General features: G+C 71.5%; 18 protein-coding genes and 1 pseudogene. 4 read left to right on the top strand and 15 right to left on the bottom strand.

Annotation, left to right across the window (positions count from 1 at the left end; genetic code table 11):
• Nucleotides 1–71: 71 nt before the first annotated feature.
• From C8250_RS36340 to C8250_RS36310, 8 genes and pseudogenes are all read right to left on the bottom strand, one after another.
• Nucleotides 72–4,553 (bottom strand): non-ribosomal peptide synthetase, encoded by a 4,482-nt coding sequence (locus tag C8250_RS36340; RefSeq protein ID WP_138352567.1) that lies wholly within the window; start codon nt 4,551–4,553, stop codon nt 72–74.
• Nucleotides 4,540–4,839: a phosphopantetheine attachment domain protein gene (locus C8250_RS36335; protein ID WP_138352566.1), complete on the bottom strand. Its 300-nt coding sequence runs from the start codon at nt 4,837–4,839 to the stop codon at nt 4,540–4,542. Before C8250_RS36335 ends, C8250_RS36340 begins: the two co-directional genes overlap by 14 nt.
• 42 nt (nt 4,840–4,881) lie before the next feature.
• Nucleotides 4,882–6,489, bottom strand: coding sequence for a long-chain-fatty-acid--CoA ligase (locus C8250_RS36330; protein ID WP_244809592.1), 1,608 nt, complete (start codon nt 6,487–6,489; stop codon nt 4,882–4,884).
• A gap of 72 nt (nt 6,490–6,561) precedes the next feature.
• A complete protein-coding gene (locus C8250_RS36325) occupies nt 6,562–7,095 on the bottom strand; it encodes an FcoT family thioesterase (RefSeq protein WP_138352565.1) in 534 nt (177 codons plus the stop codon).
• A gap of 4 nt (nt 7,096–7,099) precedes the next feature.
• Nucleotides 7,100–7,993: a TauD/TfdA family dioxygenase gene (locus C8250_RS36320; RefSeq protein WP_138352564.1), complete on the bottom strand. Its 894-nt coding sequence runs from the start codon at nt 7,991–7,993 to the stop codon at nt 7,100–7,102.
• Nucleotides 7,994–7,997: 4 nt separating this feature from the next.
• Nucleotides 7,998–8,270 (bottom strand): phosphopantetheine-binding protein, encoded by a 273-nt coding sequence (locus tag C8250_RS44045; RefSeq protein WP_232485180.1) that lies wholly within the window; start codon nt 8,268–8,270, stop codon nt 7,998–8,000.
• Nucleotides 8,271–8,312: 42 nt separating this feature from the next.
• A pseudogene (locus tag C8250_RS36315) lies at nt 8,313–9,347 on the bottom strand (beta-ketoacyl-ACP synthase III); the annotation flags it as partial.
• Nucleotides 9,348–9,479: 132 nt separating this feature from the next.
• Entirely contained in the window at nt 9,480–10,922 is a 1,443-nt protein-coding gene (locus C8250_RS36310; protein WP_138352562.1) for an MFS transporter, read from the bottom strand.
• Between the two features lie 844 nt (nt 10,923–11,766).
• On the opposite strand from C8250_RS36310, the gene C8250_RS36305 reads away from it, so the two are divergent.
• Both C8250_RS36305 and C8250_RS36300 read left to right on the top strand, forming a co-directional pair.
• Nucleotides 11,767–14,130, top strand: coding sequence for a heavy metal translocating P-type ATPase (locus C8250_RS36305; RefSeq protein WP_138352561.1), 2,364 nt, complete (start codon nt 11,767–11,769; stop codon nt 14,128–14,130).
• Nucleotides 14,127–14,660, top strand: a complete 534-nt coding sequence (locus tag C8250_RS36300; RefSeq protein ID WP_232485164.1) for a copper chaperone PCu(A)C — start codon at nt 14,127–14,129, stop codon at nt 14,658–14,660. The genes C8250_RS36305 and C8250_RS36300 overlap by 4 nt, the downstream gene beginning before the upstream one ends.
• 32 nt (nt 14,661–14,692) lie before the next feature.
• Here the strand turns inward: C8250_RS36300 and C8250_RS36295 are convergent, their stop codons facing one another.
• The 3 genes from C8250_RS36295 to C8250_RS36285 all read right to left on the bottom strand — a co-directional run bounded on the left by C8250_RS36295 (nt 14,693) and on the right by C8250_RS36285 (nt 17,197).
• Entirely contained in the window at nt 14,693–15,445 is a 753-nt protein-coding gene (locus C8250_RS36295) for an aspartyl/asparaginyl beta-hydroxylase domain-containing protein (protein ID WP_138352560.1), read from the bottom strand.
• Nucleotides 15,442–16,185 carry a sigma-70 family RNA polymerase sigma factor gene (locus C8250_RS36290; RefSeq protein ID WP_138352559.1) on the bottom strand — a complete coding sequence of 248 codons (744 nt, stop codon included), beginning with the start codon at nt 16,183–16,185 and terminating at the stop codon, nt 15,442–15,444. Before C8250_RS36290 ends, C8250_RS36295 begins: the two co-directional genes overlap by 4 nt.
• A gap of 271 nt (nt 16,186–16,456) precedes the next feature.
• The gene (locus C8250_RS36285; protein WP_138352558.1) at nt 16,457–17,197 is read right to left on the bottom strand and encodes a hypothetical protein; all 741 of its coding nucleotides are present in this window, start codon (nt 17,195–17,197) and stop codon (nt 16,457–16,459) included.
• Nucleotides 17,198–17,498: 301 nt separating this feature from the next.
• Between C8250_RS36285 and C8250_RS36280 the strand changes: the two genes are divergently transcribed.
• Nucleotides 17,499–19,568, top strand: coding sequence for a phospholipase C, phosphocholine-specific (locus tag C8250_RS36280; RefSeq protein WP_138352557.1), 2,070 nt, complete (start codon nt 17,499–17,501; stop codon nt 19,566–19,568).
• Between the two features lie 34 nt (nt 19,569–19,602).
• Here C8250_RS36280 and C8250_RS36275 read toward each other — a convergent pair whose 3' ends face one another.
• Nucleotides 19,603–20,382, bottom strand: a complete 780-nt coding sequence (locus tag C8250_RS36275) for an AfsR/SARP family transcriptional regulator (RefSeq protein ID WP_269288816.1) — start codon at nt 20,380–20,382, stop codon at nt 19,603–19,605.
• 229 nt (nt 20,383–20,611) lie between these two features.
• On the opposite strand from C8250_RS36275, the gene C8250_RS36270 reads away from it, so the two are divergent.
• The gene (locus C8250_RS36270; protein WP_306664975.1) at nt 20,612–21,361 is read left to right on the top strand and encodes a peptidoglycan-binding protein; all 750 of its coding nucleotides are present in this window, start codon (nt 20,612–20,614) and stop codon (nt 21,359–21,361) included.
• A 428-nt stretch (nt 21,362–21,789) separates the two neighbouring features.
• On the opposite strand, the gene C8250_RS36265 is transcribed toward C8250_RS36270, so the two are convergent.
• From C8250_RS36265 to C8250_RS36255, 3 genes are all read right to left on the bottom strand, one after another.
• Nucleotides 21,790–23,850 (bottom strand): restriction endonuclease, encoded by a 2,061-nt coding sequence (locus C8250_RS36265; protein WP_138352554.1) that lies wholly within the window; start codon nt 23,848–23,850, stop codon nt 21,790–21,792.
• Nucleotides 23,851–23,974: 124 nt separating this feature from the next.
• Nucleotides 23,975–24,493 carry a flavin reductase family protein gene (locus C8250_RS36260; RefSeq protein ID WP_138352553.1) on the bottom strand — a complete coding sequence of 173 codons (519 nt, stop codon included), beginning with the start codon at nt 24,491–24,493 and terminating at the stop codon, nt 23,975–23,977.
• A complete protein-coding gene (locus C8250_RS36255; protein ID WP_138352552.1) occupies nt 24,490–26,574 on the bottom strand; it encodes a tetratricopeptide repeat protein in 2,085 nt (694 codons plus the stop codon). Before C8250_RS36255 ends, C8250_RS36260 begins: the two co-directional genes overlap by 4 nt.
• Nucleotides 26,575–26,617: the final 43 nt, after the last annotated feature.

Here is a 26,617-nt window from a genome sequence, read left to right as displayed (position 1 = left end):
GCGGACTCCGCTTCAGTAGTCGGAGCGGAGTCCGCCCGGGTTCCCGGATGCCGTGCATCAGATCTTCCGGATCAGCGGCGGGTCTGGCGCGGGATACGGTTCCGCCACTGAACGGGCGGCGGCAGCGCGCCCGTGGCGACGCAGCGCTCCAGGTAGCGGAAGACCAGCGCCCGGTCGACGGGCGGGCAGGAGATCCCGCTGCCGTCGAGCCCGCTCAGCAGGTTGTCGGCGACGACCCGGCCCAGCCCCAACTCGGGTTCCGCGCTCTCGGCCACCGTGTCGTCGTCACCGTTCCAGGAGTCGAAGAACGCCAGGGTCGTGGTCGCCACGTCGGCGGCGCGGGGCAGTTCCGCCCGCCACCTCGCCAGGGGCATGCGCTCCACCGGATAGCCGAACTCCCGTGTCCAGGAGTAGATGTCGGCCAGCCGGACGGTCGGCACCGGGGCGTAGTTGTACACCGGCCGCTCGGCCGGAGCGGCCGCCTTCACCGCGGAGGACAGCCGGACGACGGCCCGGGCCACGTAGTCGACCGGCGTCCACACCTCGGCCTCGAACAGGTCGGGCACGATGCCGGCCGGGATGCCGGCGCGCAGCACGCTCCACAGGAAGTCGCGCTCGTTGACGTAGCCGGAGCCGGCCGCGCCGACGACCCGGCCGAGCCGGTGCACCGTGACGGGCAGCCCGCGTTCCGCGGCCTGTTCCACCAGCCGCTCCGAGGCCCACTTGGACTGCTGATAGCCGTGGACGAGGCCCGGGTGCGGGGGCAGGAACGTCTCCGCGACCTCGGGGCTCGCTCCGGCGGGCGGTGCGACGGACAGGGTGGAGACGAGATGGAACGGTGTCGAACGGGCCGCGGCCATCCGCAACAGCTGCCGGGTGGACTCCACATTGGGTCCACGCAGGCTGGCGTACTCGCGCATGATGCTGACGGTCGCCGCGTTGTGGTAGATCGCGTCGCAGCCGGCCGCCAGCTCCGCGAAACGTGCCTCGGTGAGCCCGAGCAGCGGCCGGGCGAGATCGCCCGGCTCGGCGATGACGCGGCGCTCGGATCCGGGCGGCAGGGTCAGTTCCTGCTCCTCGAGGGCCCGGCGGATCCGGTCCTCGGCCGCCGCCCGGTCCTCGGCCCGCACCAGGCAGACGACGTCCGCCTCGGTGGCCGTCAGCAGTTCGGTGAGCAGCTGGGCCCCCACGAAGCCGGTCGCCCCGGTGAGCAGCACCCGGCGCGGCGGCGCTACGGCCACGGCGGCGGGCCCTGCGGCGGACTCTGGGGTGGGCTCGTCGACGGGACGGACGGTGATGTCGTCGTCGAGGACGGAGTCGGCGAGGACGGAGTCGGCGAGGACGGCGTCCGGTAGCGATCCGCTCGACACGGTTTCGGTTCCGGTCGGGCCGCGCTGATCGTCCAGATGACGGGCGAGTTCGGCGGCCGTGGGGTACGTGAAGAGCCAGGCGACGCGTACATCGGTCTCCAGCTCCACACCGAGCCGGTTGGCGACCTGGATCGCCTGCAGGGACTGGGCGCCGAGGTCGAAGAAGTCGTCCTGCGGGGAGATGTCCGCGGTGCCCAGGATCCGCGCCCAGGCAGCGATGATGACCTGCTCCGTACGGTTGACGGTCACGTCGCCGACCCCGTCGGGGGCCGGCAGGGCGGGCTCCGCCACAACTGGCGCCGCGAGCGCGTTGCGGTCGATCTTGCCCGCGCCCGTGCGGGGCAGCCGGTCGGTGAAGACGACGGCGGACGGGATCATCGCGGCGGGCAGGGTCGCCCGCAGATGCTCACGCACCTCGGCGGCGGCCGGTGCCGGCGGGTCGGCGACCACATGCGCGACGAGCCGCCGCGTACCGTCGGGCAGCACCTGCCCGACGACGGCCGCCTCCCGTATCCGCTGATGTGTGAGCAGGACGGTCTCGACCTCGGCGGGCTGCACGCGGTGTCCACTGATCTTGAACTCGCCGTCGGCCCGCCCCACGAACCGGAGCTGTCCGTCCGCTCCGAGCCGTACGAGGTCGCCGGTCCGGTACGCACGCGGCCGGTCCGGCAGCTCCGGCAGCGGCTGGAACCGGGAGTCGTCGGCGCCCGCACCGCCCCGGTAGCCCCGGGCGAGGGACCCGCCGACGAGGTACAGCTCGCCGGTGTCGGAATCCACGCTGCCGTCGTTCGCGGGCGAGGTGACGACAACGGCCCTCGTGCCGGCCAGCGGGCGTCCGATCGGGACGTCCCCGCGCGCCAGTTCCGGCGCGTGCAGCTCCGCCACGGTGGCCACGACAGTCGCCTCCGTCGGCCCGTAGGTGTTGAACAGCCGCACCGAGGACCCGACGGCATCCCGCCAGCGGTCCACCCGCTCGGGTAGCGCCGCCTCGCCACCGATGATGACGGTCCGCAACCCTGACGGAAGTTCCGCGGCCCCGGTCGAGACCGCGTACGCCAGCTCGTGCCAGTACGCCGTCGGCAGGTCGAGAACGGTGATCCCCAGCCGCTCGCACGACCGCGACAGCACCGGAACGGACTCGGTCATCGCGTCGGTGCGCACCACGAGCGCGGCTCCGGCGCAGAGCGTCAGGAAGATCTCCTCCACGCTCGCGTCGAAGTGCAGCGGCGCGAACTGCAGGACGCGGTCGTCCGCGCCGATCCCGTACCGGTCGGTCGCCCCTGCCACGAAATGGGCCAGCGCGGCGTGGCTGATCTCCACGCCCTTGGGCCGGCCGGTGGAGCCGGAGGTGTGGATGACGTAGGCGAGCCGGTGCGGGTCGGGGTCCGGGTCGGATGCACGAGGCGGTGAATCCGCGATGTCCGCACCGTCCAGCAGCAGTTGCGGCAGGCCGCCGCCCGCGAGCCGGTCGGCGTACCGCGCCGTGGTGAGGACGGCCCGTGCCCCGGACTCGGCGCACAGCGCCTCGATCCGCGCGGCCGGAGCGCCGGGGTCCACCGGGCAGTAGGCGGCGCCCGCGAGGAGGACTCCGAGGATGGCGGTGACCGCCTCGATCCCACGCGGCAGCGCGACGATCACCAGGTCTCCGGGAGCGGTGCCCGCATCGGCGAGCCGGCCGGCCACGCCGTGCGCGGCGGCCAGCAGTCCGGCGTAGCTGAGCGTGGCGCCGTCGAACTCGACGGCGGTCGCGTCCCCGCGGGTGGCGGCGTGCTCGGCGATCAGGTCGAGGACGGGACGCGCGGGGCGGGGCAGCGGCCCTCCGTCCAGGGTCACCGCGGTCCTGGCGGGCCGGGTGGTCCGGCAGGTCCCCAGTTCGCCCAATGGGCGGTCCGGTGCGGCCGTCGCGTCGTTCAGCAGGGCCAGCACCGCGTACTGGTGCCGGGCGAGTTCGGTCTCGCTGTACAGCTCCGGGTGCGCGTCGAAGGCGAACCGCAGACCCGCGCCCTCGGCCCGGTCGTAGACGTTGACGGACAGGTCGTCGACCGGTCCCGCCGACACGTTGTGGACGGTGCTGCGGTGCCCCGCGAAACGCAGATCGTACTCGAACGGCATGATGTTGACGCCGGGTCCCGACAAGCGGCGCTTGCCGCCGACCAGCTTGAGTTCCCGGCGCAGGTGCTCGTACCGGTAGCGCTGGTGCGGCAGCCCGGCTCGCAGCTCCGCCGAGACGCGGGTGGCCAGGTCGCGCAGCGTGTCGCCGTCGCCGACCGCGATCCGCAGCGGCAGGACGTTGCGGACCATGCACGGTACGCGCAGCGACACCGAGCCGAGCCGGCCCATCGCGGGCAGGCTCAGCACCACTTCGGGCTCGCCCGACACGTGGCCGAGGTACCCGGCGGTGACCGCGAGCACCACATCGGACCAGGTGACGGAGAGCTCGCGGGCGACCGCGCGCAGCGCTTCGGTCTCCGCAGCGCCGAGGTCGGTCACCCGGCGCCGGAAGGTGCGGGCGGGCAGTGCGGAACGGTCGGCGAGGCTGGGGACCGCCGGGCGGTCCGCGAACCGCCCGGTCCAGTAGGCGCCGTCGGTCTCCCGCCGCTTCGACGCCAGATAGGCCCGGTCCTCCTCGAAGACCGACTCCAGGGTGCCGAAGCCGCTCTCCCCCAGCGGTGTGCCCTGGGCCAGCGCCGTGTAGACGTCCGCGACACGGCGGGCGACGAGCGACAGGCCGAAGCCGTCGAGCGCGATGTGGTGGACGCGGTGGTACCAGAGGAACTCCCCGGGTCCGGTCTGCAGCAGCGCGTGCCCGAAGACGGGGTGGTGGGCGAGATCCACCGGGCGGGCCAGATCGCGCTCCATCCAGGCGGTGGCGGCGGCCCGCGGGTCCGGCTCGGCGGTCAGGTCCGCGGTGTGCAGGCGCCAGTCCACGGCGGGCACCGCGATCTCCCACGGCCGGCCGTCCACCTCGACGAACCGTACGTTCAGCGCCTCGACCTCGCCGACGACATGGTGCAGGGCCTTGTCGAACGCCGCCACGTCCACCGGCCCGTGGATCTGCACGTATTCGGCGGTGTTGTACGCGGGGCTCTCCGCGTCGAGCTGATGGCCGGTCCAGATGCCCTCCTGCGCGGTGAGCAGGGCCCGGCGGCCCCCGGGCGCGGTGCGGTGGTCAGGCGTCGGCACGTTCGCCTCCGGACTGCCGGTCCGACAGCAGCTGCCACCACTGGGCGAACGAGGTGCGTTCCGCCAGTTCGACGAAGCTGACCTCGGACCCGGCCGCGCGCCAGCGCTCGGCAAGGGTGACGATGCGCAGCGAGTCCAGGCCGGCGTAGAGCGGGTTCTCCTCCAGGTCGACCTCGTCGGGCTGCTGGTGGAGGAACTCGGCCAGGTCGGCACGGAAGTCCGCGAGGGTGAGCGGCGTCAGGGGTGTCGGGGACGTTGAGGGCGTCAGGGGCTCAGGCACAGTCATGTGGTCTCTCTCGAAGTCACGCGGGGCGTCGCGGGCGCCGGGTCAGTTGACCTTGCGCCGGGCGTCGCCCCAGAAGCGGTCACGCAGCTCCCGGCGCAGGATCTTGCCGCTCGGATTGCGGGGCACGTGGTCGATGAACTCGTAGGTGGCGGGCAGCTTGAACGCGGCCAGCCGTTCCACCAGGAAGCGGTGCAGATCCCGGGGTTTCGGCGGCTCCTGGCCCGGGACGGGGACGACGAAGGCACGGACGCTCTCGCCCCAGCGCTCGTCCGGCGCCCCGACGATCACCGCTTCCGCGACACTCGGGTGTGCTTCCAGCGCCGACTCGATCTCGGCCGGGTAGACGTTCTCACCCGCCACGATGATGGCGTCCTTGATGCGGTCGCTGATGAAGACATAGCCCTCGTCGTCCAGGTACCCGGCGTCACCGGTGTGCACCCAGCCGTCGACGAGCGTCTCGCGGGTCTTGTCGGGCAGGCCCCAGTACTCCAGCATGCGGGCCGGAGTGGCCAGGCACACCTCGCCGACGGCACCGGGCGGCAGCGGTTCGCCCTTGTCGTCGATCACCTTGCAGCCGATGCCCGGGTAGGGCCGTCCGGCGGCCTTCATCCGTGCCCCGCCCGGCACATGGGCGGCGGGCGGCAGGCACACCGCCGTGTTGCCGGTCTCGGTCAGACCGTAGATCTGGGCGAAGTCGCTGCCGAACATCGCCAGGCTCTCCTCCAGCAGCGCCTCGGAGATCGGCGAACCGCCGTAGACGATCTTCCGCAGAGTGCCGAAGTCCCCGGGTGTCACTCCGGGTTCTGCGAGGATCATGCGCAGCATCGCGGGCACCACGCAGGCGGTGGTGATACCGAGGTCCCGGATGAGGGCGACGGCGTCGGGGGCGGAGAAGGCGCGCATCGCCACCACCGTGACCCCGGCGTTGAAGTTCTGGGTGGCCCACCACAGGCCGCCGACGTGGAAGCCGGGTATACCGACCAGGGCCATGTCACCGGTTCGCCAGTCGATCCAGTCCAGACCCTCGCCGGCCAGCGCGTCCCGGACGGCGAAGAAGCTGCGGTGCGCGAGGACGACTCCCTTGGGCAGTCCGGTGGTTCCGCTGGTGTAGAGCTGGGCGATGGCGTCGTCGGGGCCCGATCCGGGGTTCGGATCGGTGTCGGGCTGCACGTCCTTCCAGGACCGGTACTCCGGCCGGTCACCGTCGGGAGCACCGCCGAGCAGGACCACCGTTCCCGGCGGATCGGTCGGCATCCGGTCGACGACCGGGCCGAACTCACCCTCCAGGAAGAGAAGTTCACTCGCCGAGTCCTGGAGGATATGACTCACCTCGGGAGCGGTGAGCCGCCAGTTGACCGGCACCAGTACCGTCTCGCTCTTGGCACACGCGAAGAGGATCACGTAGTAGTGCTCGGACTCCCGGCCGAGGTAAGCGACCCGCGCGCCCGGCGCCAGGCCCGCGGCCCGGATCGCGTGGGCGACGCGGTTGCTCTCCCGGTGCAGTTCGCCGTAGGTGAGCGTGCGGTCCTCGCAGCGTACGGCCGGGGTCTCCGGCCGCTGGGCGGCGTGGAAGGCGGCGGTCTCCCACAGCGTCCGCAGGAACGGGTAGTACGGGTTCTCGTCGTCCTGCGGACGACCCACGGTGCTCACAGCCACTGTCCTTTCCGGGGCCGCGCGCCGCCGCTGGACAGGACGGCGGCGCGCGGCGGTTTCAGGGGGCCTTCAGGACGTGCCGACGGCGGCTTCGTCGAAGGCGTTGACGAAGGCGAGCTTCACCTCGCCGTCACAGCGGCCGCCCGCCGCGTCCCAGTACCGGTAGGAGGTGTCCGCGATGATCAGCGGAGCACCGCCGCCGGGTGAGCGCCGGTCCACCGCGAGGAATGCGAACTCCCCCGAGAAGGCATGGGCGTTGATGGGACGCCGGAAACTCCCGCCGAACCGGGCGATGAGGATGTCGGGCAGCTGGTGCCGCCAGTAGTCCTCCAGCGTCCAGGAGCTGAATTCCGCCAGCAGCCCCTCCTTGACGGATTTCGCGACCACGTAATACATCATCTGGTTGTAGCTGATGTTCACTTCGACCGCGTTGAGGTGCCCGGTGTCGTCGATGTAGCAGGACTCGTCGATGGAGAATTCACACACGGCCGACACCCGGCCGTTCTCCGCGGCGACCTCGGCGGACTGGAGATAACGGCAATTCGCCTTGTAAGGCCGCAGTACCTGCGACAGGAGTTCGGTGTCGGTGGCGAAGACGGTCATCGCGCTACGCCGCCGGAGACTCGGTGTCGTAGAGCTTGCGCTCGTCGTGCACCGTGACGCGGAAGGAGACCGTCGGCTCCGGAGTGGCGGTGTGCAGGGCCCGGTGGATCAGGCTGCGGTTGTCCCAGACCAGCAGGTCGCCCTGCTCGAAACTCTGCAGGTGGATGCCGGGATGGGTGAACTCGTCGTCGAGCTGGCCAGTGGCCTCGAACAGCCGGCGCAGCAGCGCCTCGTCGATCGGCACGCCGTTCGCGTCCTCCAGGCCGACGGTGAATCCCTCGCTGAGGTACAGCACCGTCTCACCGGTGAACGGGTGGGTGAAGGTGGTGGGCTTCACCACCGGCGGGGTCTTGGTCTCGACCTCCTCCAGGATTTCGGAGATGGGCCGGTACACGTCGTGCGGCCGAATCTTGAAGTACTTCCGTACGGAATGCCGTGCGTAGGTTCCTTCGATGTCCTGCTTCAGGTCCTCGGGCAGCGCCTCGTACGCCCGCCCCATGTCGATGAAATAGGTTCCGCGGCTCTTCTGCGGAATCACCTGCGGGTAGATGAGGGTGAGTCCGAACGGGTCCGGCATGAACATGTAGTCGGCGTGCCAGAACTTGCCGGTCTTCGGTACCCCGATCTGCTTTCCGTCCTTGGGGACGTTCGAGGAGACGAATATCTCCTCGACTTCGGGGTGCTGGTACATGGGCTCGTAGTACGTCTCCGGACGGCCCAGCCGCTTGCCGAGTTCGAGGAACTGTTTGGGCGACAGGTCCTGGCCCTTCAGCACCGCGATCTTGCGCGTGTAGACCGTCTGCTTGAGCGTGGCGATGTCGTCGTCGGAGGCGGCGGCGTGGTCGAAGCCCTCGATGCTCGCGCCGAGCGTCTTGCCGGCCTGCGGAGTGATCTTCATGGGGTCAGCCCTTCGTGTGGTGGGTGGCCGGGGTGCCGATCGGGCCGTCGAGTTTGGCGTCGATCAGCCGTACGGCCTCGTCGAGGGTGAGGTCGCCGCGGAGTTCGTTGTCCGCCACCTCGATGCCGAGGTCACGCTCCAGGCGCATGCTGATCTCGACCATCGTCAGCGAGTCGACGTCGAGTTCGGCGAACGACGCCTCGGGGCGGACCAGCTCCGGGTCCGCGTCGTGCAGCTTCGCGATGATCGCGACCAACTGCTCGTAGGTGGTACTCATGTGGGCTGTCTCCTCCGTTGTCCTTCGGGTACCGGAAGCGGTGAGGTCGGGCCACCGCAGCACGCAGGAGCCCCACGTGAGGCCGCCTCCGAACGCGGTGAGCAGGATGCGCTGGCCCGGCCGGACGGCCTGCCGGGCGGCGGCGTCGGCGAGGGCGAGCGGTATCGAGGCGGCGCCGGTGTTGCCGACGGACTCGATGTTGGACACACAGGCGGTCCTGGCGAGGCCGAGCTCGTCGGCCACCGAGTGCAGGATCCGCAGATTGGCCTGGTGGGGCACGAAGTGGTCGACGTCCTCGACCTTCCAGTCGGCGCGCTCCAGCACCGCGCGCGCCGAGCCGGCCATACGGGTCACGGCGTGCCGGTAGACCTCCCGGCCGCGCATCGCGAAGTGCTGGTCCGCGCGGGTGGCGCCGTCGGCGCGCTGCCGGGAGCCGCCGGCCGCGACCATGATGAGGTCCTCGTTGGCGCCGTCGCTGCCGAGGTCGAAGTGGGTCACGGCGCCGAGCTCGTCGGCGTGCCCGGCGCGCAGCACCACCGCTCCCGCACCGTCGCCGAAGATGATCGCGTTCGCCCGGTCGCCGGGGTCCACGATGGCGGAGTACGTGTCCGCGCCGATCAGCAGCACCCGGCGCGCGACACCGGCCGCGATGAGCCCGGCCGCGGACGCCAGCCCGTAGACGAATCCGGTGCAGACCGCGCTGACGTCGAACGCGGCCACACCGTTCAGACCGAGCCGGTCGGCGACGACGGGCGCGGTGGCCGGGCAGGAGCGGTCCGGGGTGGTGGTGGCGACGATCACCGCGTCCACCGACTCGATGCCGGCCGACTCCAGCGCCCGGCGGCCCGCCTCGACCGCCAGGTCGGAGGTGGCCTGCCCGGGGTCCACGAAGTGCCGCCGGCCGATGCCGGTACGGGTCCTGATCCACGCGTCGGTGGTGTCCAGACGCTGCGACAGTTCTTCATTGGTGACGGCCCGGGGCGGTAGCCACCCGGCGAGTCCGCAGACGACGGCGACGGGCCGTGACCTGTCGGGCCGGTGGGCCGGGTGGGTCGGATCGGTGACGGTGTTCGGCAGGGTCGGAGTGTTCGGGCTGAGCACGACGGTTCTCCTCGGTATGCGTGCACTTGCGCGGCCACGGAGGCCGGGAGGAAATCGGAAGCGGCAGGGACGGCGGGCGGCAGTCCGCAACGCCACGCGTGACCCGGGTCAGGGCGCCGGAGGGGCCGGAGTTAAGGGGCCCGGCGCTCTGCGGAAAGCCAGCAGCACCACCGTGCCCAGACAGATGCCGGCCGCGATCACGTACACGGCCGTGCGGATGTCGCCCAGCAGGGCGAGCCGCAGCGCCTCGCCGGTGAGTCCACCGTGCCGGCCGGTGTCGGCGACGGCCACCAGCACCGCGAGGCCGACCGCACCACCGACCTGGAGGGTCGTGGACGCGAGACCGGACGCGACGCCCTGGTCCCCGGGCGCGACCCCGGCGGCCGCCGCGATCCACATCGCGGTCCATCCGGCGCCCTGCCCAACACTCAGCAGCACGATCCCCGGCAGCACCCGCGCGTACGAGCCGTCGGTGGTCAGCCCCAGCGCCAGCAGCGCGGCACCGGCGGCGCCCAGCAGCAGTGATCCCAGCAGGGTCTTCGTCATCCCGATCGCGCCGACCGCCAGCTCGCCCGCCTTGGTGCCGGCCGCGACCACGAGCGCCGGCACGAGGAAGGCGAGCCCGGTCTCGAGGGCGCTGTAGCCACGGACCGTCTGGAAGTACAGCGTCAGGAAGTACGGCAGTGAGCTGAAGGTGGCGCTGAACACCGCGGTCAGTCCCATGGCGGCGACCAGGCTCCGGTGGGCGAACAGCCGGGCCGGGGTGAGCGGATCGCGGGTGCGGGTCTCGATGACCGCGAAGGCCGCGAGCAGGGCGACGGAAGCCACCGAGCAGCCGAGGACGGAGGCGCTGGTCCAGCCGGCTTCGGGCGCGTGCACCAGGACGAAGACCAGCAGCGTGATGCCGCCGGTCGCCGCGAGCGCGCCGGCCACGTCGAACTCCCGCCGCTGCCCCCGCACTTCGTCAGCGGGGAACAGCATCCACCCCGCCACGGCGATCGCCCCGGCCAGCGGCACGTTGACGTAGAAGACCGACGGCCAGCCGAACGCGTCGACGAGCACCCCGCCGAGCAGTGAGCCGAAGCAGAGTCCGCCCGCACCCGCGGCGCCCCAGACGGCGAGCGCCCGGTTGCGGGCCGGTCCCTCGCTGAACAGCGTAGTGATCAAAGAGAGAGTGGCGGGAAACAGCAGTGCCCCGCCGATGCCCTGGACGGCTCGGACGGCCACCAGGACGGTGGCGGATCCGGCCAGTCCGCCGACGAGCGAGGAGCCGGCGTACAGCAGCGCGGCGACGACGAAGATCCGGCGGCGGCCGACCAGGTCCGTGGTCCGGCCGCCCAGCAGCAGGAAGCCGGCGGTGGCGACGACGTAGGCGCTGACCACCCACTGGAGGTCCTGGGCCGAGAAGCCGAGACCGCTGCCGATGCTCGGGAGCGCGACATAGACGACGTTGAAGTCGAGAGCGATGACGAGTTGGGCGGTGGCCAGAACGAACAAGGACAGTCCGAGACGTTGGCGCGATGGAGCGGGTGGTGCCTTCAGTGCAGACATGCTCGGACGTTCCCCCTTGGAATCCGCCCCTGGTCGTATGCCCGTCATACGCCGGGAGCGGCGGCCCGTCCTGGATCCTGACCGAGGTCCCGGAACGCGGCAAACGCCGTGCATTCGTTTTGGACTGACCTGACGTCCTGTTGCGAATGCGGCTTCCTTATGATCCGGAGGAGCCGCCGTTTCGGAGCAAGGGGATGTGCCGCCGATATCTGGCCAAAATATTGGGCACTCTTGGAGACGATGTCAACCCGAGCAGCTGACCAAACCTGCTATTTTTGGCCATTCCTGCGGCCCTGCACGGCAGAGGAGATGGCGAATTCCGACCGTAACTCCCGCGACACCGCGTCGTTCTCACGACACCGGCCTTCAACAGGTCTTTTACAGTAGTCGGATGACGGAGCCGTTCAGTTCCCGGCCCCTTCGATATTTTTCCTCACACCTTACTGAGTTGCCGATCGGGCTACCAGCCCCGTACGGCATGCAAACATTAGGGAGTGGCATTGACTCCCGTGGCAGAAACCCGCACTCCCTCGCGTTCCGCCAGCTCCTGGCGTATATCCCGGGCCGCGCCACCACCGGCCCTGCTCGGATTCCTGGTGTTGTTGGCCGTGTTGATGGCGGGCTCGTTCGCGGTCGGCCGGGCGGCCGGTCCCGTCTCCCCCGGAATCCACCGGACGGGCAATGACGCACCACGTGTCCCGGGCGATCCGTCGCCGGATTCCGGGCCGGGATCCGGTCCCGGTGCGGAGCCGGGAGCACCGTCCGAACCGGACTCCGACGGCGGTGGGATGCCGGGCATGGGCGGCATGGGATCGCAGGGGCCCGAGCTCCCGGGGGCCGGAAGATGACGGCCACCGGTCCGGTCACCACGGACCTGGTCGTCGGTGGTATGACGTGCGCGGCCTGCGTCGGCCGGGTGGAGAAGAAGCTCGCGAGGCTCCCGGACGTGACCGCCAGCGTGAATCTGGCCACCGGACGGGCCCGGGTCACCCACCCGCCGGAGATGTCCGCCGAGCAGCTGATTTCGGCCGTGGAACAGGCCGGGTACACCGCCGAACTCCCGCGGCCGCCCGCACCGGCCGGCTCCGGAACCACCGCAACGGCCGACGGCGCCGGGACCGATGGCGCCCCGGCCCGTGACGCCGACCGTGACCGGCTGCTCGGCACCGCGGCGCTCGCGCTCCCCGTCATGCTGCTGTCCATGGTCCCGGCCTGGCAGTTCAACCACTGGCAGTGGCTGTGCTTCACCCTCGCCGCACCCGTCGCCGTATGGGGGGCCTGGCCCTTCCACCGGCTGGCTCTGCGGGGGCTGCGGCACTCGGCGGCCACCATGGACACGCTGGTGTCCGTGGGGGCGGCCGCGTCCTTCCTCTGGTCCGTGTACGCGCTGTTCCTCGGCGGCGCCGGCGAACAGAACATGCGGATGCCGTTCAACTGGCTGCCGACAGCGGGCGACGGGGTCGCCCATGTGTATCTGGAGGCGGCGGTCGGCGTCCCGCTGTTCGTACTGACCGGACGCTGGCTGGAGGCACACGCGCGGCGCGGCACCGGCTCGGCGCTCCGCGCGCTGGCCGAACTCGGCGCCAAGGACGTCGAGTTGCGGGACCGGAACGGACACGGCGGCCCGCGGATATCGATCGCGGAGCTGCGGGTGGGCCAGGAGTTCCTTGTCCGGCCCGGTGAGAGGGTCGCCACCGACGGTGTCGTGGTCGAGGGCAGTTCCGCGCTCGACCTCTCCCTGGTCACGGGTGAGAGCACTCCGGTGGAGGTCGGGCCCGGGACCACGGTCGTGGGCGCGGCGGTCAACTCCGGCGGGCTGCTGGTGGTACGGGCGACCGCCGTCGGCGCCGACACCCAACTCGACCGCATCACCCGCCTGGTGACCGACGCCCAGGCGGGCAAGGCCCGTATCCAGCGGCTCGCGGACTCCATCGCGGGTGTCTTCGTCCCCGCCATCGTGACGGTCGCCGCCACCGTGCTCAGCTTCTGGCTGGGAGCGGGTGCCGGCGCGGAAGCTGCCGTGACCGCGGCCGTAGCCGTACTGGTCGTCGCCTGCCCGTGCGCGCTCGGTCTCGCCACTCCGACCGCCTTTCTCGCCGCCACCGGACGCGGCGCCCAACTGGGCATCCTGATCCGCGAGCCCGAAGCACTGGAGCGGCTGCGCCGGGTGGACACCGTCGTGTTCGACAAGACCGGCACGCTCACCACCGGCCGGATGACACTCGTTGAGGCCACGACCGTCCCCGACGGGCCGGCCGCGGCCGAGGTGCTGCGGCTGGCGGGCGCGGTGGAGCACGGCTCTGAGCACCCCATCGGGCGGGCGGTGGCCGCCGCCGCGCGCCGCCGCGCGGGAGAAGGAAACGCGCTCCCCGCGGCCGAGGACTTCCGGGCGCTGCCCGGCGTCGGTGTGTCCGGCCGGGTCGAGAGCCATGAGATCCGGGTGACCGGCCCCCGCGGCCGATCGGCTCTCCCCGATGTCCTGCGGCAGGCGCTGGACCGGGCGGAGCGCGCCGCGCACACCGCCGTCGTCGTGGAGCTGGACGGCCGGGCGGTCGCCGTGCTGGCCGTCGGCGACACCGTACGTCCTTCCAGCTATCGCGCCGTACGCCATCTGCGGGAGCTGGGCATCGAATCCGTCCTGCTGACCGGCGACGGTCCCGCCGCGGCCGAGGCGGTCGCCGAGCAGGCCGGCATCACTCACGTGCACGCGGGTGTCCTCCCACAGGGCAAGGCGGAGATCATCACCGAACTGCAGGCCGCCGGGCGGCGGGTGGCGATGGTCGGTGACGGCGTCAACGATGCCGCGGCACTGGCCGTCGCCGATCTCGGGATGGCGATGGGAGCGGGAACCGACGTGGCGATCGGCGCGGCCGACATCACGCTCGTCCGCGAGGACATGGAGGCGGTCGTGGAAGCGGTCCGGCTCACCCGCCGCACCCTGCGCACGATCCGTGCCAACCTCGGCTGGGCGTTCGGGTACAACATCCTCACCGTGCCGCTCGCGGCGACCGGCTGGCTCGACCCGATGTTCGCGGCGCTGGCGATGTCGGCCAGCTCGGTGCTCGTCGTCGGCAACAGCCTGCGGCTGCTCGCTCCTTCGTCCGGCACCGGACCCACCCCGGGATCCGGGCCGGGAGGCGGCGGACGGTCCGGGCATACGCCGGGGCGGCGGCAGGGCGGCGAACGGTCCCTGGCGGGTGCGCGATGAGTACGCCGACCCACGACGACCACGACCGGCCCGCTTCCGCCTCGGACGGCATCGTCCTTGAGGTGCCGGGTGCGATGCGCGCCGCCCTGGTCCCGGTGGCCACCTGCGTGGCCGTGCTGGCGCTGCTCACCGCCTATACGACGACGGGCGCGGCCGGTGAACCCCCGGCCCGCATCACCGTCACCGACGCCCGGGTCTTCCGGCCCACCAACACCGAGGCGACCGCGGCCTTCTTCACCCTGCGCAACTCCGGCGGCACCGACGACATCCTGCTGTCGGTGGACTCCCCGGTCCTGGGGCCGGCGATGCTCACCCGCACGGTCGTCCGCGACGGAGCCGGGCGGATGGCGCCCGCAGGCCCGGTCGCCGTGCGCGCGCACAGCGCCGTGACCATGGATCCGGCCGGGCTCGACGTCATGATCCCGCGCCCGCCGCGGCTGCCGCTGGGCGAGCGGGTGCCGTTCGTCCTGCGCTTCCGGGACAGCGGGGAAGTACGGGTCGATGCCGTGGTCGTCCGTCCGGGAGCCTGACCCCGGACGGACGACGGCCCGTCAGCCCTCGGTCACCCCTCCCCCATCAGCTTCCGGATCTCGGTGATGAGGGCGACGAGCGCGGCCCGCTCCGGGATCGTGGTGTCGGGGTGCCAGAGGTCGATCAGGAGGGCGGTGCGCGGCCGGGTGCCGCGGTTCCACGCCTCGTGCTCGAAGGAGTAGTCGAACAGCAGGCACTTGCCCTCCTCCCAGCTCCTGGTCTCACCGGCGACGGTGATGCCGCAGCCCTCCGGGATGTCCACGGCGAGGTGCAGGTTGATGCTGAAGTTCCACAGGTCGTAGTGCGGGGCGATCGACGCGCCGGGCAGCAGTGTGGAGAAGTGGCTCTCCAGGAGCGGGCAGATCTTCCCGGTGTCGACCGCGTACTCCTCGAGCACGCCGAACGCCGTCGGCACGACGTCCGCCGACTCCCGCACCAGTTCTCCCCCGCGGTACAGATACAGCGCCTGCCAGTCCTCCTGGCGCGTCAGGTAGTGCTCGTAGTCGGAGAACGCGGCCCGGCGCTCGGACCAGGCCTGCGCCAACTCGTCCCTGACGGCGGTGTGCGCGGCTTCGAGAGCGTGCACCACGGGGGCCAGCTCCAGGTGTTCGTACGGGTCGTGCCATGGGCGCTGCGAGATCCCGGGCATGATCCACTTCGCGCCCTTCTGCAGCGGGTGCCGATCCTGCCGCCCCGGCTCCAGCATCTGCTCGACGCGCACGATGGCCCCCGCTCCGTACTGCTCCCGCAGCGCGGCGAAGGCCTTCTCTATCTCGGGGGTCATGCGTGGCTCCAGACGTGCTGCTGGGTGATGTGGCGTGAACGGACGGGGTATTCGGCGGTCTCGCGCCCACGGCTGGGGTGCTCCGCGGCGGGGTGCGCCGTGGCCTGGTGCTCCGTGCCGTGCTGCCGGTGCACGGCTCCCGGGTGTGGCGCCGTCTCCGCCGCCTTCAGCAGGACGACCAGGTCGTCGCGGGCGCGGGCGACGCGGGACCGTACGGTGCCGATCGGGCAGCCGGTCGTGGAGGCGGCCTCGGCGTAGGACAGACCGAGCAGCTGGGTGAGGACGAACGCCTCACGGCGTGGCGCCTGCAGCGTGTTGAGGAGTTCGAGCATCGCCACGCCCTCCTCGAAGCCCGGCACCCCGACGGGCTGGGTTCCCTCGGCGGCGCTGCGCCAGTCGACGGCGTCGGAGATACGGGGCCGGGCGGCGGCGTGCCGGTAGCGGTCGATGACGGCCCGGCGGGCGATCGACAGCAGCCAGGTCCGCGCGCCCGAGCGGCCGGCGAACCGCGGCAGGCCGCCCAGCGCCCGCAGGAACGTGTCCTGTGTCAGGTCGTCGGCGCTGTGCACATCGCCGCTGAGATGGGCGGTGAACCGCCAGACGTCGCTGTACGTGGCCTGTACGAAACGCTCGACCGCCGCTGGATCACCGCCGCGCGCGGCCAGCGCCCACTCGGTGACCTGTTCGTCGTCCTTGCGAGCCGACGCCCTCGGGGCGCCCCTCACCAGGGCATGAGTCATCACAAAAGGTCCTTCTCGTGCTGCACGGCCGCACCACGGCGTGAAGCGGCCGTCGGCGAACGGCATCTCAGGACCGGCGGTGTCCGTCCGGACGGGCCCGGTCCGTGTCCCCCGGCCGCGGTCGGCGGGCGGTGGGAGAGATCCGTATGGTCAGGGACCGGCCTGCGCGACGGCGCCCGCCGTGGGCGCGGCGGCGTACGGGCAGGCGGGTACTCCGCCCGTCACCCGGGCGCGCGGCTTTTGTCGGCCGGGCGCGCGGGGACGAGCGGTGTCAGCAGTACTGGGCGGCTGCTGGTGGGCCCCTGCGGGACAGGACGTGGTGCAGCAGTACGCCGCGCAGCGCGTGCGCGGGAGCGTCGTCGGCGGTACGGCGCGGGCACGGCCGGCCGTCGTCCTGGGCTGTGCGGAAGAAGCGGCACAGCACGCGCCAGACGCGTCGCAACGGGGCGGTCATCAGGGCCGACAGGGCCCGTCCGAGACGGAAGGCGCCCGCCTCACCGCGCCACAGCCACAGTCCGCAGACCATGGCGGCGAGCAGGTGGGCGAGGAACATCGTGGTGGAGTCGTGGCCGCCGGGCGCCATGCCCATGAGGTCGGAGGCGGCGGTCGGGCGGCTCTCGGAACCCGACATGCCCATGCCCATGCCCATGTTCATGCTCATGTCCATGTCGCCGATGCGCATGACCGCGGACATCGCGGCGGAGCCGCCGTGCATGCCCGGCATGTCGTGGGACATGAGGCCGGCCGTTCCGCGGCCGAGCGGCTGGGTCAGGCCGAACAGGGTGTGCAGGCCGAGTTGGGCCAGGACGGTGGATCCGGTGACGACCAGAACGCCGCGTTCCCGCCCGGCCAGCCACCAGGCGGCCGAGGCCGTACCGGAGAAGGCCGCGCAGAGCGACCACCACGGAACGGCGACGCCGGAGGCCCAGGAGTGCCCGAGCGCTGCCATCAGCACGCAGACGGCCGCGAACATCGCGGCTCGTGCGGTGCGGGACGCCGGCCCGGTGGTCATGCGGCCATCGTGCCACCCCGGCCCGCCCGGTGGGAGCGATATGGCCCCGGACCTGACCGTTTGTGATGTACGTGATGAGAATCCGGCGGGTTCGGCGGTCGCCGGGCCGGATGGTACGGGGCCGGGGCGTCCTCTTGGTTTCGGTGCCGGTGGCTGCGAGCATGTCGCTCGCCCACGAGTGATCGTGGTTGGCGGAGTATTCACCGTGGTTCCATCCATCGGTCACGGAGGGTTCTCCACCACCTGAGGAGACTGGCAGCGCATCCGCACTGCCACGGACGACCCTGGAGGCCGGCCTCTCATGACCGCCATCGACCGCCGACGATTCATGCAGCTGGCCGGTGGCACCGCCGCCGCCTCCCTGCTGTCGAACAGCATCGCCCGAGCGGCGGAGATCCCGGCGAACCGCCGCACCGGCTCCCTGCGCGACGTCGAGCACATCGTCGTCCTGATGCAGGAGAACCGGTCCTTCGACCACTACTTCGGCACCCTGCGCGGCACCCGCGGGTTCGGCGACCCCCGGCCGGTGGTGCTACCCAGCGGCAAGACGGTCTTCCACCAGTCCGACGGCACGAAGGACGTCCTGCCCTTCCACCCGGAGGCGGACAATCTCGGCCTGCAGTTCCTCCAGGACCTCAACCACGACTGGAACGGCGGCCACGCCGCCTTCAACCAGGGCAAGTACGACCGCTGGGTGCCGGCCAAGACCGCGACGACGATGGCCTACCTGACGCGCGAGGACATCCCCTTCCACTACGCGCTGGCCGACACGTTCACCATCTGCGACGCGTACCACTGCTCGCTGCTCGGCCCCACGGACCCCAACCGCTACTACATGTGGACCGGCTTCGTCGGCAACGACGGCACCGGCGGCGGACCCGTCATCACCAACGCCGAGGCCGGCTACTCCTGGACGACCTACCCCGAGCGCCTGGAGAAGGCCGGGGTGTCCTGGAAGATCTACCAGGACGTGGGCGACGGACTCGACGCCGCCGGCGGCTGGGGCTGGATCGAGGACGCCTACCGGGGCAACTACGGCGACAACTCGCTGCTCTACTTCAACCAGTACCGCAACGCGAAGCCGGGCGACCCGCTGTACGACAAGGCCCGCACCGGCACCGACGCCAAGGCGGGCGAGGGGTTCTTCGACATCCTCAAGGCCGATGTGGCGGCCGACCGGCTGCCCGCGGTCTCCTGGATCGCGGCCCCCGAGGCCTTCACCGAGCACCCGAACTGGCCGGTCAACTACGGCGCCTGGTACATCTCCCAGGTGCTGGACGCGCTGACGTCCAACCCCGAGGTGTGGAGCAAGACCGCGGTCTTCATCACCTACGACGAGAACGACGGCTTCTTCGACCACGCCGTGCCGCCGTACCCGCCGTCCTCCCCGGCGCAGGGCAAGTCGACCGTGGACATCACGGGCGAGCTGTTCACGCCCACCGGAACCGACCACAGCGTGCCCGGCGCCTACGGCCTGGGGCAGCGGGTCCCGATGTTCGTGGTGTCCCCGTGGAGCAAGGGCGGCTGGGTCAACTCCCAGGTCTTCGACCACACCTCGATCATCCGGTTCATCGAGCAGCGCTTCGGCGTCCACGAGCCGAACATCTCGCCCTGGCGCCGGGCGGTCTGCGGCGACCTCACCACCGCGTTCCAGTTCGGCAGGACCGACACCAGGGTCCCGTCGCTCCCCGACACCGCGGGCTACGTGCCGCCGGACCGGGACCGGCACCCCGACTACGTGCCGGCGCCCCCGGCCAACCCGGTGCTGCCGAAGCAGGAACCCGGTCTGCGCCCGGCCCGCGCGCTGCCGTACGACCTGGCCGCCGACGCCGGGGTCGACGTCAAGGGCCACCGGCTGAAGATCGACTTCGCCAACCACGGCAAGGCCGGCGCGAACCTGTACGTCACCTCCCCGACCAACACCGACGGCCCGTGGACGTACACCGTCGAGGCGGGACGACGGCTGTCCGACAGCCTGGCCATCGCTCCGGCGGGGCACAGCGCCTACGACTTCACCGTGCACGGCCCCAACGGCTTCCTGCGGCAGTTCGCGGGTCACGCCGGCAGCCGGGGCCCGGAGGTCACCGCGGCCCATGACGGCAGCAGCGGCCAGGTGCGGCTGGTGCTCAGCAATCCGGGCACGACGACCGTCAAGCTCACCGTCAAGGACGGGTACGGGCACGAGCGCCCGGCCACGTACCGGCTGCGGCCCGGCGCGCGCGCCGTCCACACCGCGCACCCGCGCCACAGCCACGACTGGTACGACCTGACGGTCTGCTCCGAGCAGGACGGCGGTTTCCTTCGCCGGCTGGCCGGCCATGTCGAGACCGGCAAGCCCGGTACGAGCGACCCGGCGATCGCCACGCGCTGACCGCTGCTCCCGCTGTTCCTTCGTCCCTCCTCTGCTAGACGGTCAGAGCCGGCCTGGCGAGCGCCGGGTCCTGGCGGAGGATCGACTGCTGGAGCCGGGCCAGTTCATGGCCCGGCTCCACCCCCAGCTCGTCGATGAGCATCGCCCGGGTCGTCCTGAACAGCGCGAGTGCCTCCGCCTGCCGGCCCGAGCGGTAGAGCGCCAGCATGAGGCCGGCGCGCGGCCCCTCCCGCAGCGGGCATTCGCGGATGACGCCCTTCAGCAGGGCGACGGCCTCCTCGTTCCGGCCGAGTGCCAGGGAGGCCGTCGCCAGGTACTCGGTCGCGGACGTCCGCAACTCCTCCAGCCTCGCGATCTCCGCGGCGAGCGGCTCATGATCGGCGAGACCGGCCATCGCGGGCCCGCGCCACAGCCGCAGCGCCCTGGTCAGACAGCGGTACGCCTCCATCGCTCGGCCCGCCTCGAGCAGCGACCTGCCGTCCGACACGAGCCGCGCGAACCGGACTCCGTCGACCTGTTCGTCCGGAGCGTGCAGTGAATACCCGCCGGGAACGCTGCGCACCAGGCGCACCGATCCGTCGGGCGGCCCCGGTTCCAGGAGTTTCCTGAATCGCGAGACATAACTCTGGAGACTGTTGACGGCGCTGGGCGGCGCCTCGTCCCCCCATACGTAGTCGATGAGCCGGGGCACCGGAACGAATGTGTTGCGGTGCATCAACAGAGCTGCCACGACAGCCTGTTGTCTACGCCCTCCCGGGCTGATCGAACGGTTTTCGTCGGCGATGGTGACAGGTCCGAGTAAGCGGAACTCCATGGTCTCCCCCCAGACCGATGGTGCGTCTTTCACGGTCATTGTTTAACACGCGCATCTCATGGATGAGAAGTAGGCCTGGTACGCACCTTGCACGCAAGTTGCACGAATTCTGCAAGGTCACCCGGGGACTGTGTCTTTACCGGCTCCAACGGTGGAGCCGACGGGGGTGATTCACATGTCCGCAGACCCATTATCGGCGCAAACGGTACAAGGAGATCCCGACGCGGTCATGCGGACCGCGGCCGGGCAGGTCGGCGTCCATGAGGGCCGCGATCACGGCGCCTGGAACAACATCCAGCGGTACAGCGACGAGGTCCCCGGCCTGGAGTGGTCGCAGGGGCAGCCCTGGTGCGCGACCTTCGTCTCCTGGGTGGCGCTGCGCGCCGGCGCGGCCGCCCTGTTCCCGCGTACCGCGTCGTGCGCCACGGGCGTCGCCTGGTTCAAGGAGCGCGGGCGGTTCTCGGAGTATCCGGCGGTAGGAGCCCAGGTCTTCTACGGTGTCGGCGGTTCTGAGCACACCGGCGTGGTGGAGCGGTTCGACGCCACGCGCATCTACACCATCGAGGGCAACACCAACGTGAACGGCTCCGCCGAGGGCGACGGGGTCTACCGGCGGGTGCGCGAACGCACCTCGCCCCGGGTGTACGGCTACGGCTACCCGAAGTACCCGGGCGGCATCGCCTCCGCCGATCCGGCCTGGCCCCGCCCGACACCCACCCCGCACCCGCCCGCCCTGGAACCGTTCCCCGGTGCGCAGTGGTTCCACACCGCTCCGCACAGCCCGGTCATCACGGCGATGGGCCGCCGGCTGGTGGCCGAAGGGGTGGCGTTGTACAGCCAGGGGCCCGGCCCGCAGTGGACGGATACCGACCGGCGTTCGTACGCGAAGTTCCAGCTGAAGATCGGTTACCGGGGTTCGGACGCCGACGGCTGGCCCGGTCCGGTTTCCTGGGCGAAGCTGCGCGTGCCTAATACCTGACCTTTCGCCCGGAATTCCCTCTTCGAATTCCCGTCCCACGTACATGAGTTCGCATTTCTGCGACGCGAGGGAATTCCACTCCGGAAGGTCGCCATGCCTCGATCCAGCACACCCAGGAATCCTGCGCCGACGCAGCCGGCCGCGCCCTCCGTCTCCCTGCCCAAGGGCGGCGGAGCGGTGCGCGGGATCGGTGAGAAATTCGCCGCGAATCCGGCAACCGGAACGGGTCGGATGACCGTGCCGATCGCGACGAGCCCCGGCCCGTCCGCGCTGGACCCCGACTACGGCGAGCACGGCACCGGGACTCCTCGCTCCGAGGAGGACGGCGCGTGGCTCTGCCGCCGACGCCGTCGACGAGATCTTCCTCGTCGTCAACTACACGATCACCTGAACGGGCACGGCGTCGGTCGGGGCCCTGCGGGAGGGTCCTAACCGACGTCGATGCCGTACTCCCGGACCAGCGCTTCCAGCCCGCCCTCGTATCCCTTGCCGCCGATGACGAACTCCCAGTCGCCGCTGGCCCGACGGCGGAAGGAGCCGAGGATCAGCGCGGTCTCCCCGGCCCGGCCGTCGGAGACCTCCAGCCGGTCGAGTTCGGCTCCCGAACCGTCGGACAGCCGGATGAAGGAGTCGGTGAAGCCGGCGAGGTCGGCGTGCGGATTGATCTCGGGGTCGATCGACACCGCCAGCACGAGCCGGTCGGCACTCGCGGGAAGGGCGTCGAAGGCGACCCGGACGGCCGCCTTGTCCCGGGCGGGCCGGGACACCGCCCGCACTGCCCCGTCGGGAGTCTGCGCGTTGTTGAAGAAGACGAAGTGGTCGTCGCTCAGCGCGCGGTTCCCCCGGCAGACGAGTGCGCACACATCCAGCGCGACGCCACCCGACCAGGACATTCCCAACAGGTTGTACTCGGTGTCAGGGACGGCCGCCGCGGCCGGTGGAGTCGTCCGCTGGGCGGGCACCGCGGGGCCGCCGCCGAGCCGGCCGCGCAGCCCGTGGCGGCCCAGCAGATCGACGAGCTCGGGGCCGGAGATCAGCGTCAGCGGTTTGCCGCTGGCGAAGGTGTAGGAGCCGGGGCCGTAGCCCGAGGTCGTCACCAGGACGCCCTTGATCGCCCCCGCCCCCTGCACCGTTCCGAACAGATCGCGTACGGCGGTGGGCGGCACGGTGTGGCGGTATCGCTTCACCTGCACGATGATCGTGCCGCCGCTGATGGGGTCCGGGTCCAGCGCCTCGACGTCGACACCGCCGTCGTTGGAGCGCTGCGTCATGACCGCCTGCATGCCGCGGGCCCGGAACAGCTCCGCCACCAGCGACTCGAACTCGATGGGGTCCATCTCGAAGAGGTCCGGGTCCTCCCCTCCCCCGTGCGAGACCGTGCCACGGCCCAGGTCCGCCGGAACCGCGCCCGGCCGCACCACGGTGCGCTGGTCGGGGCGCGCGGACAGCTTGCCGCCCAGGCCGTCGACGAGACAGTCCACCGCGCTGACCTGCACCAGGTTCAGCCGCTCGAAGACCTGGCGGTCCGCCGCGACCGTGGCGAGGAAGAGCTGGGCGCGCAGTCCGGTCGAGGGGTCGTGGTCGTCCACGAAACCGTTGAGCGTGACCGAGTCCAGCGTGCCGAACTCGTCCGCCGCGAACAGCTCGCGCAGCGCCAGCAGCACGCACTGCGCCACCACGTCCCGGTAGACGGCCCGGCGCTGCCCGACCGGCCTGGCCGTCTCCTTGTCCTGGTCCGCGCCCGGCATGTACCGCACCAGCTTGGCCTCCGGCACGATGTCGTAACCCGGGAGTTCCCAGTTCAGCACGAGGCGGCGGGCGGCCGCGTCGTAGGCGCACGACACCTGGCGCGGGAATCCCTCCGGCCAGGCCGTGGAGGCGTACAGCGCCGCGGAGAAGTACTCCACCACCGTCTCCGGGTCCCCCCGGCGCATCCCGCTCACGTTCTCCGCGATACCGGTGTTGTGCCGGCGGATCTCCGCCAGCTGGGTGGCGCGCCAGGCGTCGTACTGCCGCCCGTGCGACGTCAGTTGCTGCTGCCGCTGCGCCTCGGCGGTCCGCGCGGCCGCCAGGTCGTGCTCGTACCGGGCCTGGGCCTCCTCCTGGGCCCGCCGGCCCGAGCCGAAACCCCAGCCGGACTGCGGGCGGTAGGCGCTCTGCTGCGGCATCGGGACGGGGACGGCGAGCCTGCCGGGGGCGAACGGCTCCAGCTGCTCGGACCGGAGCAGGGCCGACGTGCGGAACGCCGGGGCCCGGCAGCCCGTCGCGAGCAGCCGGGTCAACGACTCGACCCGCGCGTCCAGTTCCTCGGTACGCCGCCTGGCGTCCGCCTCGCGGCGCTGCCGGTACGCGGCCTGCTGCTCCCGGTTGCTGCGGGCGAGTTCCCGTTCGGCGTAGCGCTGTTCCCGTTGATGCGCTTCCAACTGGCGCTGCCTCTGCCGCTGCGCCTCGGCCCACACGCCCATCGACCGGTTGGAGCGACTACTCATCCGGGCACACGCCCTCCCCCCGGGTCGCATCACGGACCCGGAACTGTGCACTGGCACACCCACCAGCAGTACGGCATTTCGCGGTGATCCGACTCTAGTCGGCGTCCGGCCGGTTGATACCTGTTCAGGTCGTTTCCGGGTCGGGACCGCGATGGAAACGGCCGTCGAGGAAGAGCAGCGGCGCGCCGGGCTCCGCGTGGTGGTCGAGCACCTCTCCGATGAGGACGAGATGGTCCCCGGCGGGGACGATACGGTCGCGGCGGCAGATCAGGGTGCCGATCGTGCCGTCGAGGAGCGGTACCCCGTAGGGTCCCGGCCGGGTGGTGAGGCGTTCGAAGCGGTCGCCGGGGCCGGCGAAGCGGGCCGCCAGTTCGCGCTGGTCGGCGGCGAGCAGATGCACCGCGAAGTGCGGGGCGGCGGTGAAGGCGGCCCGGTGGTTGGACGCGCGGTTGAGGCACCACAGGACCAGCGGCGGGTCGAGGGACAGGGAGGTGAAGGAGTTCACCGTCAGTCCGGCCGGGCGCCCCCGGCGGACGGTGGTGACGACCGCCACACCGGTGGCGAAGCGCCCGAGCACCGACCGCAGCGGCCGCTGCTGCTCGCGTACCGCTTCGTCCGTCGTCACCGCTCCGTCCGCGCTCATCGCGCGGCTGCCGCCTTGCGCCGGCAGGTGTCCAGTGCCTCGGTGATGTCGGAGTCGTCCGGTGCCAGCCCGGCGGCGATCTCCAGGTCGGCGAGGGCTTCCTCCCAGTGGCCGGTGTCCTGGTGGACGAAGGCACGGTTGTAGCGCAGCGCGGGGTCGTCCGGCTGCAAGTCCACGGCGTGGCCGAGGTCGAGGGCGGCGGTGTCCAGTTCGCCCATGTCGTAGGCGAGGGCGGCGCGTCCGGACAGTGCCGTGATCATGTCCGGATCAGCGGTGAGCGCGCGGTCGAACGCGGCCCGGGACTCCTCGAACTCCTCGCGTTCCGCGTGCACCTGGCCCAGGACCGCGTGCAGATACGGGTTGTCGGGCTCGTAGCCGAGGCCGGTGTTCGCGTCCTGCTCGGCCGCGTCCAGCTCGCCCGCCTCCAGCAGCAGACCGGCCCGGTTGACGTACGCGTCGACGAACTCCGGGACGAGTTCGAGTACATAGCTGAAGTCGGCGAGCGCGCCCTCGGTGTCACCCTCGTTGAGCCGGAGGTCGCCGCGGTTGTAGTAGATCTCCGGGAACGGCGGGGAGAGCCGCATGGCCCTCGCGTAGTCCTCGAACGCCTCCTCGGGGCGGCCCAGCCGGCGCAGGATGTTGCCGCGTTCCAGGTAGTGCTCGGCGTGGTTGGGGTCCTCCCGGATGACGATCGCGTAGTCCGCGAGGGCTTCCTGGATGCGGCCGAGACTGAGGTAGACCCGGGCCCTGTTGTTCTTCAGCACCGAGCGGTGCAGGACGTGCTCGTCCGGGCCGAGCAGCTCGTCGAGGCTGCTGATCGCCTCGTCGACCAGCCGCAGCGCCTCGGTCGGCTCGCCGAGATTGACCTCCACCAGGGCCAGGCCGTTCTTGTAGAAGGCGCTCTGGAAGGCCCGGTCGCTGCGGTTCTCGATCAGTGACGCGGTGGCGATGGCGGAGTTCAGCCAGGCCTTGGCCTTGAACTCGTCGCGGTCCTCGGGGTCGTTGTGCCGGGTGTAGAGCATGGCCGTGTTGTAGGCGGCGGCCATGTGGACGGCGGGCTTGACGGAGTTCAGCCGGGCCTGGTCGTCCAGCTTCTCGGCCTCGTAGGTGCGGCCGAGGATGGAGAGGGAGAGCGTCACGCCCTTGGTGAACGCCCACCAGCGGTCGTGTTCCGTCCGGGGGTCGACGAGCGCCAGTCCGCGCCGGCCGTAGTCGACGCACGCCTCGTAGAATCCGTTGCACAGGCTGTGGTCCATGGCGTGGAAGACCGCGGGAACGCCCGCGCCGCCGGGGTCGGAGCCGTGCTCCAGGTGGTAGGCGATGGCGCCGAGGCGGAGCGACTCCTCGTCCCGTTCGGCGAGTTCGGCGGCGCGCCGGTCGTGCAGCAGTGCCCGTGCCGCGGGGTCGAGTGCCTCGTAGGCCGCGCGCGGCGCCGGCTCGTCGGTGGTGCAGTCCGAGGCGACATAGGCCCACGCGTCGGCGGGCCCGCCCGCCGCGTCGGCCTGACGGACCTCGGTGACCCGGGCGCGGGCTGCGAGGACGGCGAGCAGGGCCTCGTCGGCGGGTCCGGTGCCGCCGCTGCGCACGACGACGGTCAGGTGCGCGGGGTCGATCCGGCGGACCAGTGCGGTGAGGAACTCCAGGTCGGTGGCCTCGGCCCGGTCGGCGTTCTCCACGACGAGGACGCGCGGCCCGTCGGCGGCCAGGCCGTCGCGGACGAACTCCACCAGGCCGTTGGAGATACGCGTGGTGCGCAGCCGGGCGTAGTAGCGGGTGCGCTCGGCCGGGAGCGCCATGGAGGTGAGCGTCTCGCGGGAGTTGGGGACGACGGAGCGGAGGTCCGGCGCGGCGGAGAGCAGTTCGATGTCGTACCGCTCGACCAGCTTCCGGTCGCGGAGCAGGACGTCGGGCACCATGGCGCGTACGAGGGTCCCGGCCGCGGTGTACGGTCCGCGCAGTCCGCGGTGCGCGTTCACGACCATGACCGGTCCGGCCGGCAGGCCGAGCCGTTCCATGGCGGCCTCGCGGTCCCGGACCAGCCCGCCGCGGACCCAGTGGTGAGTGGGGACAACCTCGTTCATGCGGACTGCTCCTCTGCGTCGCGTCGTACGGCGTTCCGGTGGG

It is taken from the genome of Streptomyces sp. So13.3 (genome assembly GCF_005860785.2).
GTDB lineage: Bacteria > Actinomycetota > Actinomycetes > Streptomycetales > Streptomycetaceae > Actinacidiphila > Actinacidiphila fildesensis.
This window is presented reverse-complemented; position numbering and strand designations above follow the sequence as displayed.